Source organism: Paenibacillus fonticola DSM 21315, assembly GCF_000381905.1.
Lineage (GTDB): Bacteria > Bacillota > Bacilli > Paenibacillales > Paenibacillaceae > Fontibacillus > Fontibacillus fonticola.
This window is the reverse complement of record NZ_KB907277.1, coordinates 15,004-31,779: the sequence shown is the minus strand read 5'-3', so window position 1 is coordinate 31,779 and position 16,776 is coordinate 15,004. Positions and strand designations below refer to the sequence as shown.

General features: G+C 51.0%; 15 protein-coding genes. All 15 read left to right on the top strand.

Annotated elements, in window-relative coordinates:
* Positions 1-36 precede the first annotated feature (36 nt).
* The 15 genes from G358_RS0125095 to nadA all read left to right on the top strand — a co-directional run bounded on the left by G358_RS0125095 (position 37) and on the right by nadA (position 16,775).
* Complete coding sequence (locus G358_RS0125095) at positions 37-1,701, top strand: putative polysaccharide biosynthesis protein (protein WP_019640019.1); 1,665 nt, start codon at positions 37-39, stop codon at positions 1,699-1,701.
* A 405-nt stretch (positions 1,702-2,106) separates the two neighbouring features.
* The gene (yabN, locus tag G358_RS0125090) at positions 2,107-3,609 is read left to right on the top strand and encodes a bifunctional methyltransferase/pyrophosphohydrolase YabN (protein ID WP_019640018.1); all 1,503 of its coding nucleotides are present in this window, start codon (positions 2,107-2,109) and stop codon (positions 3,607-3,609) included.
* A 182-nt stretch (positions 3,610-3,791) separates the two neighbouring features.
* Positions 3,792-4,064, top strand: coding sequence for an HU family DNA-binding protein (locus G358_RS0125085; protein WP_019640017.1), 273 nt, complete (start codon positions 3,792-3,794; stop codon positions 4,062-4,064).
* Entirely contained in the window at positions 4,064-4,339 is a 276-nt protein-coding gene (locus G358_RS0125080) for an RNA-binding S4 domain-containing protein (protein WP_019640016.1), read from the top strand. Before G358_RS0125085 ends, G358_RS0125080 begins: the two co-directional genes overlap by 1 nt.
* Positions 4,340-4,529: 190 nt before the next feature.
* On the top strand, positions 4,530-4,811 hold the full coding sequence (gene yabP, locus G358_RS0125075; RefSeq protein WP_019640015.1) for a sporulation protein YabP: 282 nt from the start codon (positions 4,530-4,532) through the stop codon (positions 4,809-4,811).
* The gene (yabQ, locus tag G358_RS0125070; RefSeq protein WP_019640014.1) at positions 4,808-5,377 is read left to right on the top strand and encodes a spore cortex biosynthesis protein YabQ; all 570 of its coding nucleotides are present in this window, start codon (positions 4,808-4,810) and stop codon (positions 5,375-5,377) included. The genes yabP and yabQ overlap by 4 nt, the downstream gene beginning before the upstream one ends.
* A 17-nt stretch (positions 5,378-5,394) precedes the next feature.
* Positions 5,395-5,742 carry an FtsB family cell division protein gene (locus G358_RS0125065; RefSeq protein WP_019640013.1) on the top strand — a complete coding sequence of 116 codons (348 nt, stop codon included), beginning with the start codon at positions 5,395-5,397 and terminating at the stop codon, positions 5,740-5,742.
* 116 nt (positions 5,743-5,858) lie between these two features.
* A complete protein-coding gene (locus G358_RS0125060; RefSeq protein ID WP_019640012.1) occupies positions 5,859-6,338 on the top strand; it encodes a S1 domain-containing RNA-binding protein in 480 nt (159 codons plus the stop codon).
* A gap of 432 nt (positions 6,339-6,770) precedes the next feature.
* Positions 6,771-9,272 carry a stage II sporulation protein E gene (gene spoIIE, locus G358_RS0125055; RefSeq protein WP_019640011.1) on the top strand — a complete coding sequence of 834 codons (2,502 nt, stop codon included), beginning with the start codon at positions 6,771-6,773 and terminating at the stop codon, positions 9,270-9,272.
* A 93-nt stretch (positions 9,273-9,365) separates the two neighbouring features.
* Positions 9,366-10,109: a vWA domain-containing protein gene (locus tag G358_RS0125050; protein WP_019640010.1), complete on the top strand. Its 744-nt coding sequence runs from the start codon at positions 9,366-9,368 to the stop codon at positions 10,107-10,109.
* On the top strand, positions 10,093-11,031 hold the full coding sequence (locus G358_RS0125045) for a serine/threonine protein kinase (RefSeq protein WP_019640009.1): 939 nt from the start codon (positions 10,093-10,095) through the stop codon (positions 11,029-11,031). Before G358_RS0125050 ends, G358_RS0125045 begins: the two co-directional genes overlap by 17 nt.
* Before the next feature lie 84 nt (positions 11,032-11,115).
* Positions 11,116-12,552: a tRNA lysidine(34) synthetase TilS gene (gene tilS / locus G358_RS0125040; protein ID WP_033404478.1), complete on the top strand. Its 1,437-nt coding sequence runs from the start codon at positions 11,116-11,118 to the stop codon at positions 12,550-12,552.
* 60 nt (positions 12,553-12,612) lie between these two features.
* Positions 12,613-13,152 (top strand): hypoxanthine phosphoribosyltransferase, encoded by a 540-nt coding sequence (hpt, locus tag G358_RS0125035; RefSeq protein ID WP_019640007.1) that lies wholly within the window; start codon positions 12,613-12,615, stop codon positions 13,150-13,152.
* A gap of 102 nt (positions 13,153-13,254) precedes the next feature.
* Positions 13,255-15,405: an ATP-dependent zinc metalloprotease FtsH gene (ftsH, locus tag G358_RS0125030; protein WP_019640006.1), complete on the top strand. Its 2,151-nt coding sequence runs from the start codon at positions 13,255-13,257 to the stop codon at positions 15,403-15,405.
* A 431-nt stretch (positions 15,406-15,836) separates the two neighbouring features.
* Positions 15,837-16,775: a quinolinate synthase NadA gene (gene nadA, locus G358_RS0125020; protein WP_019640004.1), complete on the top strand. Its 939-nt coding sequence runs from the start codon at positions 15,837-15,839 to the stop codon at positions 16,773-16,775.
* Position 16,776 lies beyond the last annotated feature (1 nt).

The following is a 16,776-nucleotide window of genomic DNA, read 5'->3' as shown; positions in this document are numbered from 1 at the left end:
CCTGATGTTTATTTTCAACAATAAAGTAGGGTGCTTATGAAGGATGACAGAAACGAATCCCCTTCCTCCAAACTGCTTAAGGGTGCGGCCGTACTGGCCATAGCGGCTGTCGTGACCAAGCTGCTGGGAACGCTGCAGAAAATCCCTTTGCAGAATATAGGAGGAGACGGGGTGTTTGGTATTTATAATACCGTCTACCCGTTTTATATGATGATCATTACGCTGGCCACGGCCGGATTTCCAACGGCGATCTCCAAATTTGTTGCTGAGCGCCATGTAAGCGGAGAAGAAGCCGGTAAGCGGGCTGTGCTGCGCATGGCCAGCCTTGTTATGGGGGTGCTGGGGCTCGCTGGATTCGCCGTGCTATATTTCGGCGCCCCGTTATTATCGAAGGCGATCGGCAGCAGCCAGCTAATTCCTGCACTACAGAGCGCGGCTCCTGCCTTGCTGTTCATTCCGCTTAGCGCGGCCATACGCGGGTATTACCAGGGATTGCAGGATATGGTGCCAACGGCGGTATCTCAAGTTACAGAGCAAGCCATACGCGTAGCGGTCATGATTGTGCTGCTCATTTATTTGACCGGGCAGGGGGCCGCGGATGATGTGATCGCGGGAGGAGCTTTTGCCGGTTCAGCCGCGGGGGGAGCAGCCGGGCTCCTCGTGATGCTGCTGTACTGGCGGCGCGGTCTCAAACCAAGACCAACATCCAACGCAGCTACAGCTGCCAGCACTGGGCAGGAGCACATAGTCCGGATCTCCTCCTTGGAGGAGAATAGCGGAGCTAGGCTGCTGCTTTCGATGCTCGCTTATGCGATTCCGGTTTGTCTCGCAGCCTTGGCCATTCCGCTGATTAGTCTGGTCGATACATTTACACTCCCCAGATTGCTGCAAATGCGAACCTTGGATGAATTACAGGCTATGGTGGAGGTGGGCGTGTATAATCGCGGGATTCCGCTCGTTCAGCTCATTACGATGCTGGCCTCTTCGCTCTCGGTGCTGTTTATCCCCGCTTTGACGGAACTGAAGATAAAGGGTGACGGGGAAGGGATACAGCAGCAAATAACTGTGGCTCTCCGCTGGTTCGGGCTGATCGGTTTGGCCGCATCGGCCGGCCTTGCCCTGCTGGCAAAGCCGATTAACGTGATGCTGTATGAGGATGCCACCGGCAGCGCAACGCTAGCGTGGATCGCTTGGACGGCGGCGCCCGGCGCACTCGTTGCCGTGACTGCGGCGCTGCTGCAAGGGCTCGGCCATGTCCGCGCGCCTGCGCTGCACCTGCTCGCCGCCGCCGCGCTCAAGACCGCGCTGAACGCGCTGCTCGTGCCGCCGCTCGGCATCACAGGCGCCGCCATCGCCGGCATCGCCGCTTACAGCGCCGCCGCCGCGCTCAACCTGGCGCTGCTCGTGCGGCGCGGCGGCCTCGCCCGGCGCCCGCGCGGCGCATGGCTGCGCCCGGTCGCAGCGCTGCTCGCCATGGCGTGCGCCGTGCTGCTCGTGCGCCTCGCCGCTGGCGCGCTGCCGCTGGGCCACGGCCGCCTTGCCGCCGCCGCCGAGAGCTTGCTCGGCGTGGCGGGCGGCGCAGCCGTGTTCGCGGCGGCGGTGCTGCGCCTGCGGCTGCTCAGCGCGGCCGAGCTGGCAGCGGTGCTGCGCGCCATGCCGCGGCTGCATAAGGCGCTGCGCAGGCTGCGGCTGCTTGCATAAGGCGCCGCGCCTGCGAGGAGGCTTGCGCCGCAGCAGATCGCTCGCCTGGCAAAAGGGGCCAGTCAGCAGCCCCAGCACCCGCCAAAGGTATGCTCTACAACACCGCGCTAGCGTGGTGAATTTATCCTGCAGCCTCAGCGCCCACTACAGTCTGCCCTACAACGCTACGCCAGCGAAGAGGCTATCCAGCGCTAGGTCGCGAAAGGGTCTGTCCACGGAGGCAGGTTGGATACGGTCCACGGAGCCCTCAGTATAAAGCGGTGGCCTGTTATCGGCCATATCCGCTGTCCTGATCTAACAGCCTGGCCGCTGGAAAATTTTTAATCTCCAGCCTTTCGGTGGTATAGTTATAGAATGATTAATGGATTTCAACCCCTTGTATAGAACAGGAGAGTGAGCAAAGCGATGAGCGCAGCGATTACGGTCGTTGGACTGGGTTCAGGGGATCCGGATCAATTGACCCTGGGAATAATGAAGCGGCTAAAAACGGCAGCACCGCGGTACGTCCGCACGAAGGATCATCCGGTCGTATCGTGGCTTGAGGCGGAGGAAGGCGTCCGCTTCGAGTCGTTCGATGAAGTGTACGAGCAGCAGGAAGATTTTCCTTCCGTATATGAGGAAATTGTTGCAAGGCTCCTTGCGCATGCGCTGGCTGGGCCGGATGGACAAGAAATACTATATGCGGTTCCCGGACACCCGATGGTAGCCGAAGCAACGGTACAAATATTGCGGCGCCGCTGCCCGGAGGAAGGCATCGCGCTTCAGGTGTACGGTGGAGAGAGCTTCCTGGACGAGGCCTTTGTCCGGCTTGGCTTTGATCCGATCGAGGGCTTTCAATTGCTCGACGCTTCCGATGTGGCGGCTGCAATGGTTGATCCGCGGGTACACACGCTCATTGGACAAGTATACGACGCCTTTACGGCATCGGAGGTCAAGCTGAGCCTCATGGAAATGTATCCGGATGACTACGAAGTGATTATTGGCCACGCCCTTGGGGTAAAAGGACAGGAGAGCATTGTCCGGGTTCCGCTGTTTGAGCTCGACCGGGTGGCTGGCTATGGCAACTTGTCCCTGATTTACATTCCAGCCAGTCAGGACGAGGGGCTGCGTAATCGCAGCTTCCAGCGGCTGCATGAAATCGTGGCGATCCTGCGAAGCCCGGACGGATGCCCATGGGACCGCGAGCAAACGCATCAGTCGATCCGCAAAAACCTCATTGAAGAAACATACGAGGTGCTGGAAACAATCGATGAGGACGATCCAGATCATATGCAGGAAGAGCTCGGGGACCTGCTCCTGCAGGTCATGCTTCATTCGCAGATGGAAGAGGAGACGGGGACGTTTACCGCTTATGATGTCATCCAGAGCCTCAATGAGAAATTGATCTATCGTCACCCCCATGTTTTTGGCGAGCTTGGGGCTAAAGACGCCGAAGCTGCCTTGAACAACTGGGAAGCGATGAAAGCGGAGGAAAAGCGCCGCAAAGGGATTCAGCCGGAGGAGCAGTCGGCGCTTAGCGGCGTACCCCGTGATTTGCCGGCCTTAATGAAGGCGTATAAGCTGCAGAAAAAGGCGGCCAAAGCCGGGTTTGACTGGGAGGATATTTCCGGCGTTTGGGCAAAAATCGAGGAGGAGCTAGCCGAGCTGAAGGAGTCGGTTGAGAAGGGGCAGGACGCAAAGGAGCAGGCTTTGGAGCTCGGGGATGTGTTGTTCTCCGTCGTCAATGCCGCCCGGTTCATCGGCGCTGATCCCGAGGAAGCACTCTCCCTGACTATTCGTAAATTTATCCGGCGTTTCGAATATGTCGAGAAAAGGCTTAAAGAATCTGGAAAGACGTTGGCTACGAGTTCACTTTCCGAAATGGACGTTTATTGGGACGAGGCGAAAGGGGCCGAACGACAGACATAAATGGGCCTTTTGGCTTATAAACGGTGTTTTGGTTAAAAAAACAAAAAAAATTATCGGTTTTGGGCAGGATTTTTAAAATGAAGCAAGAATACTCATACAAAGGTATGGCGACTTCTTGAGGTAATTACGCCTTTGGCAGAGCCGTATATCATCATTTCTTTTATTATTGGGAGGCATTATTGATGAACAAAACAGATCTGATCAACAACATTTCTAGCAAAAGCGGCTTAACTAAGAAAGACGTTGAGTCCGTATTGAACGGTTTTCTTGGTGAAATTACAGATGCTCTCGCTAACGGAGACAAAGTACAGCTAATCGGCTTTGGCACGTTCGAGACTCGTAAACGTTCCGGCCGTACGGGCCGCAACCCGCAAACTGGAAAAACGATTGAAATTCCCGCATCCAACGTTCCAGCTTTCAAAGCGGGTAACAAACTTAAAGAAGCTGTAAAATAATGCGTCTCGATAAATTCTTGAAAGTGTCGCGGCTGATCAAGCGGCGTACAGTGGCCAAGGATGTCTCCGAGCAGGGCAGAGTTCTCGTCAATGGACGTGAATCTAAACCGAGCACCTCCGTGAAGGTTGGGGATGAAATCACGATTCAATTTGGCCAAAAGCTGGTAACCGTACGCGTTGAGAGACTGGCCGAGACAACCCGCAAGGAGGAGGCATCCACCCTATATACCTTGGTGAAGGAAGAGCCGATTCCGAAGGACAACTTTCTTGAATGACCGTGATTAGATTGTAGGAAATTACGGCGCCTTATGGCGCCGTTTTCTTTTTACGTGCTAGGTATAGTTTCTATGTGCAAGCAAGGGGTTTATACGCCAGGCATGGCGTCAACTTCAGCGTTGTCTGATGTAACGGTTCTAAAGTCAGGGCTCCCTCCATAAGCTATCAGTAAGAAGGAGGGTACATGCCATGGTGGATTATAATAAAGGGAAGGCGCAGGAAGTCCGGCTCTTCCAGCGGAAGCTGCTGGAAATTACAGGTGTCTTGAATGTAGAGAGTTTCGATAGTGAGGAGTTTCTGCTTCAGACGGAGCTTGGGCATTTAACGATTCGCGGCCAAAATTTACATATTAAAAATTTAAATTTGGAGCAGGGGCTCGTCAGTATCGAGGGTCAGGTCAATTCACTCTCTTATTTGGATCCCGGTTCCCAAGCCGGCGGCAAAGGACTGCTGGGCAAGCTGTTCCGATGAATTTGGAGGTTCAATGGGCGACCCTTTTATGGATGGCTGCATCCGGGGGGATATTAGGGATCGTCTTCGACAGCTATCGCGTTGTATCAGGACAGCTCCGTTTTCCCCGATGGAGCATACACGGGCTTGATTTGCTTTATTGGATGGCCGCCTCCGTCTTCGTATTTCGTATGCTGTATCATAGCAACCAGGGAGAACTGCGTTTCTATGTTTTTTTTGGATTATTTATAGGCGTTTGGATTTATTTTTTGCTCCTAAGTGTTATAACAACGCGTTTTGTGGTAATGTTAATGAGGATAGTTAAAAAGATTTATCGGGTATCGGTGCGGGTATTCAGGATTGTAATTATCGCGCCGATAATATGGTTATTGAAAGTATTCAGGCTGCTTCTTGGTTTTGTCTGGATCATACTGCTATTTTTAGGGCGTATCTCGCTTGTTCCGTTATGGAAAATATTCGTTTGGGCTGTTAAGCCTTTACTTGTGAAGCTGAGAATTCATGAAATGACGAAATCTACACGGGACAAAATAGCGGCTGTATGGAAGCGCTGGTTCCACAAAAATTGATGGACAGGGGGTGCCCTATGCACGGAGCAAAATCATCATCCAATCCTAAAAGTCAGGCTTCCAATCAACGTGCAGGGGCACGTCGGCGTATTCGGCTGTGGGCGGGGTTCATGATCGTTTTTCTCGGTTGGGCAGGATATACTTTTATAACCCAATCGGGAGAGATCGGTGTCAAATCCCAGCAGCTCGATGAGCGGAGGACCGAGATGACGGCCGCCGAGCAGAGCCTGGGCCAGCTGGAATATGAAATTAGCCGGCTTCAAGATCCGGAGTATATCGGACAAATCGCCATGAAGAAGTATGGGCTTTATAAGCCGGGTGAAGTTCCGGTCCGTGTCACGGAGTCTCCGGCGGGAAATAACTGACCATAAGCAGGATATACGTCTGTTGACCTTGTTTCAGTCATTGGGTATAATCAAATCACCGCAGTCATGATTTCGAGGCCTGGCTGTATATTTTTAAGGGAGGATCATTTTATTTTATGGCAATTGAAGTGGGCACCAAGTTAGAAGGAAAAGTGACAGGCATCACGCATTTCGGAGCATTTGTGGATCTGTCAGGAGGTGTCACGGGTCTCGTTCACATCTCAGAAATCGCCGACAATTACGTCAAGGATGTTAACGATCACCTGAAGATAGGCGACGCTGTAACTGTCAAGGTTATTAACGTCGATAAGGACGGTAAGATCGGTCTTTCTATTAAACAGGCCGTGGACAAACCGGTAGAGGCAGATAGACCGCCTCGCGCACCGCGTTCGGATCGTCCTGGCGGTAGAGAGGGAGATCGTCCCGGCGGCGGATTTAACCGTGAACGGGGTGGGCGTTCTTTTAAGCCCCCAGCCGGCAAAGCTTCTTTTGAAGATAAAATGTCCCGCTTCCTCAAAGATAGCGAAGAGCGCATTTCTTCTTTGAAGAAGAACACGGAGGGCAAACGCGGCGGCCGCGGAGCCAAGCGCATGTAATTTTTGAATATGAATGATGCACACCGCAGGCTAATTATAGCCTGCGGTTTTTTAATGGACGCAGAGAATTTTTAAAGGAGCAGAAAATAAGGACTTCAAAATTTCGCATCTTTTCGAGAACACCTCTTCCGATCGGAAACAAGAGTGTGTTTTTTTGTCGTCTTCATTTTTTTAACGACAGGTTACTACGCTTTTCCAGTTATCTCAGGGCGAATCGCTAGAAAAACATCCTCATTCCAGGCTATTTCCATGCGAACATAGGAACCCCTGTTCAATCGCTATAATAGAGCGGGCTTACGTTCGCGCCGCTTTATAAAACTCTCTCAATTTGTCGGAAATTTCTTTTGCCCTGCTCCGGTATGTGACAAACTTTCCGACTCTATCTCCCTATAATGGGACATACCTTACAAATTTTAGAAGAGAGGTGCCAGGATGAGGGAGAAATGGAATGTCATCGCTTTCCCGGGAGTAAAGAGATTGAAGGAGCTAGAAAGGGAGTCGTGGTGGAGGAACTTAGGGCAAGTCCCTGTATTGAATAAGGCCGGTCAATGGTTTGCGGCTAATCGTTGGGTCATGCTGATCATGACGATGAGCTTTCTGCTGGGGAGAGCGACCATTCTGGACGAGCTGTCTCCTTTCGCTGCTGCATTTTTTGGAGTAATGGTGTTTCTTCGCCGCGACATTATGATGCTAGTCGCCTCTTCTATTTTAGCAGGGGCATGGATCGGATCAGGTCAGCATGTTTTGAGCATAGCCGCAGAACTGCTGATCTTTTATTTCATCTATCGGGGAATGGAATCGTTCGAACGGGCGGAGATCTCTTTTGCACCGTTGATGGTTTTTATATCTACCTTCTTTGTGGGGCTGTTTGGCGCTATAATCGGTCCTACGCTGACATGGTATGCCTTGACAATGACTATCATGGATGCGGTCTTAAGTTTCGTGCTTACCCTTGTATTTATGCAAGCCATTCCTATATTCACCTTACGCAAGCGAACCTATCAGCTGCGGAACGAAGAAATATTATGTCTTGTCATTATGCTTGCCTCGGTGATGACGGGATTAGTCGGATGGGAACTGTATGGGCTATCTGTTGAACATATTTTGACCCGGTATTTAATCCTTGTGTTTGCCTTGGTCGGCGGTGCTTCCCTCGGCGCTTCCGTAGGCGTCATTACCGGCCTTATCCTCAGCCTCGCCAATATGGCAGCGTTATATCAAATGAGCCTGCTGGCGTTTTCCGGCATGCTGGCCGGCATGCTGCGGGAAGGAAGAAAGTGGGCCGTCGGATTCGGGATGCTGCTGGGTTCCTCAATTTTGTCTATTTATTTGACCGGCTCCAAAGATATCATCTCCTCGACCTGGGAGAGCTGTATAGCGGTAATGCTATTTCTCCTGACGCCGGGCAGCGTCATGAAGCACGTCGCCAAGTATGTGCCGGGAACGCAGGATTATACTAAAACACAGCATGAATATGCCAAAAAAGTTCGTGATATTACCGCCGAGCGGGTTACGCAGTTTTCACAGGTATTCAAGCAGCTGTCGCGCAGCTTTGGACAAGTTTCCAGCTCAGGGGAACTGATAAAGCGCAATGAGGAAATCGATCATTTCATGAATGCGGTAACAGAGGGCGCTTGCGCGTCGTGTCACCGGCGGAAGTCATGCTGGGACGGGAAATTCTATCAAACTTATAAATATATGACGGAGATGATGACCGCGATTGAGGACAATCCGGATTTGAGCAAGCAGGATTTACCGCCCGTCTGGAGCAAAATTTGTTCGAGGACGGATCAGGTGATGAAGCTGATGAAGCGTGAATACGAGCTGTACCAACATGATATGCAGTGGAAGCGGCAATTATACGACAGCCGTCAGCTCGTAGCTGAGCAATTGTCCGGGGTTTCTCAGGTCATGGAAGACCTGGCTAAGGAAATTAAGCGGGAAGGACAAGCGATGTATTATCAGGAGGAGCAAATTCGCGAGGCATTGGCGAAGCTAGGCTTATCCATATATAGCATCGACATTGTAAATCTCGATCAAGGGAATGTGGAAATTGAAATTGTCCATTCTTACACGCGGGGGTATGATGAATGCCGGAAAATTATAGCGCCGCTGTTATCCGACATTTTGGGAGAGCATATCGCGGTGACCGGTGAATCTGAAATGGGAGGGAGAGAGCGGCTGACGACAGTTACATTTGGTTCGGCCAAGACGTATGAAATTGTTACGGGCGTAGCCGGAACAGCAAAAGGAGGGGATTTGACGTCTGGCGACAGCTTCAGCGCGGTGGAGCTTGGCAATGGAACTTATGCGGTGGCGATCAGCGACGGGATGGGGAATGGGGAAAGGGCCCGGCAGGAGAGCAGTACGGCGCTTAATATATTGGAGCAGCTTCTGCAATCAGGAATGGATGAGACTATTGCTATTAAGTCTGTGAACTCGATCCTCATGCTTCGCTCCCCGGATGAGGTATATGCTACCGTCGATATGGCGCTCATTGACGAGTTTACGGCCAAAACGACTTTCATGAAGATCGGTTCTTCTCCCAGTTTTATAAAACGGGGCAGCGAGGTCATTCTCGTATCGGCGAGCAATTTACCTATCGGTATTATTCAAGAAATTGAGGTCGATCTCGTGACGGTTCAATTGTATCCCGGAGATACACTCATTATGATGACCGACGGTATTTATGATGCCCCGGGATATGCCGTTAACAAGGAATTGTGGATGAAGCGGCTAATTATGGAAATTCCCGCAGAGGACCCGCAGGAAATGGCCGATCATTTGCTGGAAGCTGTCATTCGTTATCAGAAAAATGTGATTCAAGATGATATGACCGTCGTAGTAGCCAAAATAGAGCATGTACGTCCACAGTGGTCTACGCTGCATATCCCGGGTATTTCCCGTCTGGAGCGGCCCCGGACCGTCAGTTAACCCAAGATATAGAATATATAGCGGTATTTTTGGTTTGAAGATTAGCGTCTCTGGAAATGATAGATAAGAGAGAAGATGGAAGGAGACTTGCTAATGCGGCAAATCATGCTGATTACTGACGGTTGTTCGAATGTGGGTGAAAGCCCGGTTATGGCTGCGGCTTTGGCGCGACAGGAAGGGATTACGGTTAATGTTGTGGGAATTGTCGATTATGGCGCAATCGGTGAGCTGGGCAGTCAGGAAATATACGAAATCGCCAGGGCGGGGGGCGGAATGAGCCAGCTGACGGGCACAGAGCGGCTTGCTCAAACCATGCAGATGCTAACGCGCAAGACGGTGGTTCAGACAGTGCAGCAGGCGGTTAATAAAGAGCTAAGACAAATTTTGGGAAGGGATACGATTGAGGATTTGCCGCCCGATAAGCGTTCGCGCGTAGTTGAAGTCATTGATGAGTTCAGTGAGAGTACTCCTCTGCAGGTAGCTCTGCTAATTGATGCCAGTGCAAGTATGAAGCCGAAGCTTGCCGCTGTGGAGGAAGCAATCCGGGATATGATGCTTAGTCTCGGAGCTAGGAAGGGACAGAGCCAGCTGGCTGTGTTTCACTTCCCCGGGCCAAGAAGTGAAGATGCCGTGCTGGACGTCAATTGGACGACAGACCTGGGCAGCGTGAAGGCGATTTTTCAACGGCTTGTAATGCGGGGAGCGACGCCCACCGGTCCGGCGATCAAGCAGGTGATGGAATTCTTCCGGTATGGTACACTGAATAGAAACGAAAAAGAGGCCTGGCCGGAAGAATCCGATGAAGGAGAAGGAATGCTCGGTGACTACGTCGTTTAAGCTGAATTTGCCGCAAGGAACGCTCATTACCGGGCGCTGGAAAGGGGGACGCTACCTCATCCAGCGGCTGCTCGGGCAAGGCGCGAATGGGGTCGTGTACCTGGTGAAGCAGGTGGATAGCGCCCGGCTGTACGCGCTTAAAATGGGCTTCGATACGGTCGACATACAGTCTGAAATTAATGTGCTGAAAGCCCTGCAGCGTCAGGGAAAACGGCTGGGTTCCGCGAAACGGGATCTCACTTATCTGGTTGAGGTAGATGATTACTCTCTCCAGGGCAGGGAGATTCCTTTCTACGTGATGCGATACATTAAGGGAGAGCCGCTGCGTGTATTTTTGTCCAGACGGGGAAGCCAGTGGCTGGATGTGGCGGGATTGAATCTGCTGAGACAGCTGCGGAGCCTGCATGTATCCGGCTGGGTGTTCGGCGATTTGAAGCCGGAAAATGTGCTCGTCGGTTCCTACGGTGAAGTAGAACTGATAGATTACGGCGGTGTTAGTGGAATGGGCCGCAGCGTGAAGCAGTTTACCGAGTGGTATGACCGCGGTTTCTGGAATGCGGGCGGACGGACGGCTGAAGCGTCGTATGATTGGTTCAGCTTCGCAGTCGTCTGCATCCATTTGCTTGCCGAGCAGCCTCTTAAACAAGCGGCGACCCAGCTCCCGCAGATGAGAAGCTCTAGCGATCTGTTGAATCTGATTCGAACGGAGTCTGCTCTGGAGCGTTATAGAGAATGGTTAAGGAGAGCAGTCGAGGGAGAGTTCCAGGATACCGCAGAGGCTTGTTTACTATGGAAGGAACTCGTGCTAAGACCCCGGCCGGAGGTAAAAAAGAAAGCTGCAACTCCAGTCTGGATCATCAGCGCGTTTGCAGTTTCGGTTACTTTGCTTATTTATTCGCTTTATCTGGCTCTTCGTTTTTGATGGGGCCAGGCTTTATAAGATACTTTTAAAAATTAGAAGGAAAAGCTGCAGTGCAAGGAGGGGGAGACATTGATCAATTACAGCATGTACCGCCTGGTGGAGCAGGTCCGCCGTGCTGGAGAGGAGTATCGGTTATGGTCTCCCGGGGATTGTATCGTTGTCGCCGTATCCGGGGGGCCGGATTCCGTGGCATTGCTGCATATTTTGCATACCATTGCCACCCGTACTCCACAGCAGCGGCTGTCGCTGGTCTGCGCACATATTAATCACGGGTTCCGCCCCGAAGAATCCCAGGAGGAAGCGGAATTTGTGAAGGGGATTACGGATCGGCTTGGTATCCCTTTTGAGCTGGGTCATTTGGATATTCCCGCTTATATGGAGGAGTCCGGGAAAGGGCCTCAGCTGGCAGCCCGGGAGAAAAGATATGAATTTCTTCACGCAGTGGCCCGAAAACACGGAGCTTCCTCGATCGCCCTGGCGCATCACGCGGATGATCAGGCCGAGACGGTTCTGATGCGGATTATACGGGGAAGCGGTCTTTCGGGGCTGGCTGGAATGAGAGTGAAGCGAAGCGTGGAGCAAGTGAACCTTATCCGTCCGCTGCTGCATATCTATAAAGCGGAAATTGTAAAGGCATGTCAGGATGCGGGCATTCCTTATCGAATAGATAGCAGTAATCTGCAGAATAAATATGCACGAAATGCAATTAGGCTGGATGTGCTGCCATTTTTGGGGCAATATAATGTACAACTGGCGGAGTCGTTGAACCGTCTTGCCGAGACTGCCGGCGAAGAAGATGATTATATGCAGCAAGCAGCGCTTCAGACTTACCGGGAGCTCGTAACTGCAGACGGACCAGGTTTGGCCTTTCAAATTGGGCCGTTTGCCTCCGTACATGCCGCTTTACAACGGAGGTTGATTAAACTAATATTAAATTATCTGCCTTCGGGCACAGATGAAAGCGATTTTGTCAAGATTGAGCATGTTCGCCAAGGGGCCATTCGGGAATTCCCTACGACATGGCGTCTTGATCTCGGGGGTGGGCTGCAGTGTGTTCGTGAATACGACACGATCAGGTTTATACCGAATGCAGCGGGGGAGGACGATAGCCTTCGCTATACATATCGCGTGGATACGATTCCTGCGGAAATTGTTATTCAAGGGTTAGGCACGAACCTGTTGTTTACGCAGACCGAAACCGGGCTTGATGCCGTGAAGGAAATGGCTGAGAGTAAAGACAAAGCGGTGTTTGATGCGGATGAGTTGGTTTATCCGCTTACAGTGCGTTCCCGTCAACCGGGAGATGCGATGCAGATTATGGGTCTAAATGGAACTAAAAAGGTTAAAGATATTTTCATCGATGAGAAAATACCTCCCTCTCTTCGTTCCCGCATTCCTATCGTAACGGATGGAAAGGGCCGGATTATATGGATTCCGGGCATTCGCAGATCAATAATCGCTCCAGTTGGACCCCGTACGTCCTCTGTAGTATTGATGACCATGGATAGGGCCGGTGAGTAATCACACCCGGTAATCGTCAGAATAAGGCATTCATAGTATAACGTAGGAGGTCTACTTAACTTGCAGAACGATATTCAGGAAATTTTGATCACCCGGGAACAAATTCAAGACAAAGTGGCGGAGCTGGGACAGCGTCTAAGCAAAGAGTATGAGGGACGCAATCCGCTCGTCATTTGTATTTTGAAAGGCGCCTTTATTTTTATGGCAGACCTCGTAAAGGAAATTACAGTTCCGATTGAGCTTGATTTCATGGCTGTATCCAGTTACGGGGCATCCACCAAGTCGTCTGGGGAAGTTAGAATCGTGAAAGATCTGGACACTTCTGTGGAAGGCCGCGACGTTTTGATTGTAGAGGATATTATCGATAGCGGCCTGACGCTGAGCTACTTGGTTGACGTTCTCGGGCGGCGCAAGGTGAATTCCGTAAAGATCGTGACGCTGTTTGATAAGCCAGCAGGGCGGACAGTGGATCTCGAGGCCGACTTGTCGGGATTTGTTCTCCCCGATGCTTTCGTCGTCGGATATGGACTCGATTATGCAGAGAAATACCGTAATCTTCCTTATATCGGGGTATTGAAGCCAGAAGTTTATAAGAGCTAGATACGACTGCTGCTCTTTGGCCGAACATCGCCTGCGACTTTTTTGATAATGAGTAAGGGACTATGGTAAAATAACTTAAGTTGTTTTGAGAGGAGGCAGGGGATGAGTCGGTTCATCCGGAATTCTGGTTTTTATTTGATACTTTTCTTAGTCGTGGTGGGCATCGTCCAATTCCTTAATGGACCAAATGAAGCGGCCGATACCCCTAGATATGATCAATTGCGTCAGCAATTGAAGGCCAATAATGTCGCTGAAATTACGGGAAAATTTGACGGTTATGCTTACTTGATAACCGGTAAATATAATCAAGCCGTTGGAGATAGTAAGACGACAAATTTCACGACCTATGTTCCTTACGATCCAAATGTATTGAAGGAAATCACAGATTTTAGCGACCAGAACGGTTTCAGTCTGGAGTGGAAGAAGATGCAGGAGCAGAGCATTTGGCTCACGTTCCTAACCTCCCTGTTACCGTTCGCAATTATGTTTATTCTGTTTTTCTTCCTGTTTAATCAAGCTCAGGGTGGCGGCGGCAAGGTAATGAACTTTGGCAAAAGCCGGGCCCGCTTGTATAACGAAGAGAAGAAGAAGGTTACGTTTGAAGACGTAGCCGGGGCAGATGAAGAGAAGCAAGAGCTTGTAGAGGTAGTTGAGTTTTTGAAGGATCCGCGGAAATTTTCCGCCGTTGGCGCGCGTATTCCTAAGGGCGTTCTGCTCGTAGGACCTCCGGGTACAGGTAAGACGCTGCTCGCTCGTGCGGTTGCCGGGGAAGCTGGCGTTCCGTTCTTTAGTATATCCGGTTCCGACTTTGTGGAAATGTTCGTCGGGGTTGGTGCTTCCCGGGTACGCGATTTGTTCGAAAATGCGAAGAAGACGAATTCCTGTATTATATTTATTGATGAGATCGATGCTGTCGGCCGTCAGCGCGGCGCCGGACTGGGCGGCGGGCATGATGAGCGCGAGCAGACGCTCAACCAGTTGCTTGTAGAGATGGATGGATTCGGCGCGAATGAAGGCATTATCATTATCGCGGCAACGAACCGTCCGGATATTCTCGATCCGGCGCTGCTTCGTCCGGGACGTTTTGACCGCCAGATTACGGTGGATCGTCCGGATGTGAAAGGCCGTGAGGCTGTGCTCAAAGTACACGCCCGCAACAAGCCGCTGACGAATGATGTGCGGCTCGATATAATCGCGAAGCGTACGACAGGGTTTACCGGTGCAGACCTGGCTAACCTATTGAATGAAGCGGCGCTCCTTGCTGCGCGCCGTAACCGTAAAGATATTTCAATGCGGGAAGTGGATGAGGCCATCGACCGCGTGATTGTTGGTACCGAGAAACGCAGCCGCGTGATCAGTGACCGCGAGAAGCGGATCGTTGCTTATCACGAAGCCGGGCATACGATCGTTGGTTATTTCCTGGAGCATGCGGATATGGTGCATAAGGTTACGATTATTCCACGGGGGCGTGCCGGCGGATATGTCATTATGCTTCCGAAGGAAGACCGGATGCTTGTCACCAAGCAGGAACTGCTCGACAAGGTAACAGGTCTTCTTGGCGGCCGTGTCGCTGAAGAGTTGTTTATCGGTGAGATCGGCACAGGAGCTTACAGTGACTTCCAGCAAGCGACAAGTATTGTACGCAGCATGATCGTTGAATACGGTATGAGTGAGAAGCTTGGACCGATGCAATTCGGCACCTCGCAAGGTCAAGTGTTCCTGGGCCGCGATATCGGCCATGAACAAAATTACAGTGATCAGATCGCTTATGAAATCGATCAGGAGATGCATCGCTTCATTACCGAAATGTATGAGCGCTGTAAAGAGCTTTTGACCAAGCATTCCAAAGAAGTGCACCTAATTGCGCAAACCTTGCTCGAGGAAGAGACATTGGAGCTGGAGCAAATCAAGCAATTGATCGAGCATGGCAAATTGCTTGAGCCGAAAGATAAGGGCAGCGAAGGCGATAATGGACCGACCGAGTCGGGTGAACCTGTCGTGGACAACATCGGCGATGTACGCGTCCGGATTCAGGGCAAGCCGGAGGATGGCTCCGCACATGTTCCGAATATTCCTGTGGGCGACATTCCTAACGATGTACCAGACGGTTCAGCTAACGATATTACGAGCGACCCTGTTGTAGATACGCCAGACGGTACAGTCAAGGACTTGCCGGAGGGGAATGAGCCTGGCGGTGACGATCCGGACAAAGGATCGGACGGCAGTGGGAACAACAATAACCCTATCGTTTAAAGACTTATGGCGGCAGATTAGCCGGATTAAGCCAGATCATTCAGCAAGGGCAACCCTAATGTAGTTATTCTACTAGGGGTTGCCCTTTTTTGTTGAAACAGGTGATCGTCAGCGGGAATATGCGGTTAATTACAATATTTATCTTTAATTTTAAGAAATATGAATACGGATTGATTGACAGCGGTACCCACCTTGTGTAAATTAGTTGTTGAACCGTAATGAGGCCATGAAACGGAACTCCGGTCTTTGCTTATGGATAAGAACGTACCGAATTTCACATCCTCGGCAAAATGAAATAATTTTAGTACACCGAAACGTGAAAAAATATACGTTCTATGGAATAGTCAAGGATGGGAAGGATAAGACAGCGTGTTATCCGGCTATAAGAGAGAGAAAATGGCGGATGAATACATTTAAGGGGGAGGATCACTGTGGAAGCTCTGGCATTAGAGCGGAAGGCGGAAATGAACCGTGAGCTGCGGGAGAAATTGTTGCGATTGAAGAAGGAACGAAACGCAATTATTTTAGCGCATTATTACCAGCGTGATGAAATTCAGGAGGTTGCCGATTTTCGGGGGGACTCGTTTTTGCTCGCCCAGAAGGCCGCCTCGACGGATGCAGAAACGATCGTATTTTGCGGCGTTCATTTTATGGGGGAAAGCGCAAAAATTTTGGCCCCGAACAAGACGGTGTTAATTCCGGATGAACGTGCCGGATGCCCGATGGCGGACATGGTCAATGTCGACGGTCTGCGTAAGTTGAAGGCGCAGCATCCGAACGCCAAAGTGGTTACTTATATTAATTCATCGGCCGAGATTAAAGCGGAGACGGATATTTGCTGTACCTCTTCCAACGCGGTTAAAGTGATTAATTCGGTTGATTCCGATGAGATCATTTGGGTACCGGATAAAAACTTGGGCCATTACGTGCAGCAGCATACCGATAAGAAGTTGATCATTTGGGAAGGTTACTGCAACACGCACGATATGCTGACGGTGAAAGACGTTGTAGAGATGAGAGCGAAATACCCGAATGCGGAGTTCGTCGTTCACCCGGAATGCCGGCCTGAAGTGGTGGCTATGGGTGATTTTGTCGGAAGCACGACGGCCATTTTAGAATATTGTAAAAATTCCAGCAGCAAGGAGTTCATCGTCGGGACGGAAGACGGAACAGGCTATCAGCTCCGGAAAGACAGCCCGGACAAATCATTCCATTTCGCGACGAAGTTCCTCGTCTGCCCAAATATGAAAGTGAATAATTTGAAAAAATTGGTGAAATGTCTGGAAACGATGCAGCCGCAAATTTACGTGCCGCCTGCTGTAGCCGACAAAGCCAGAACTTCCTTAGAGCGCATGTTACAAGTCAAGTAGC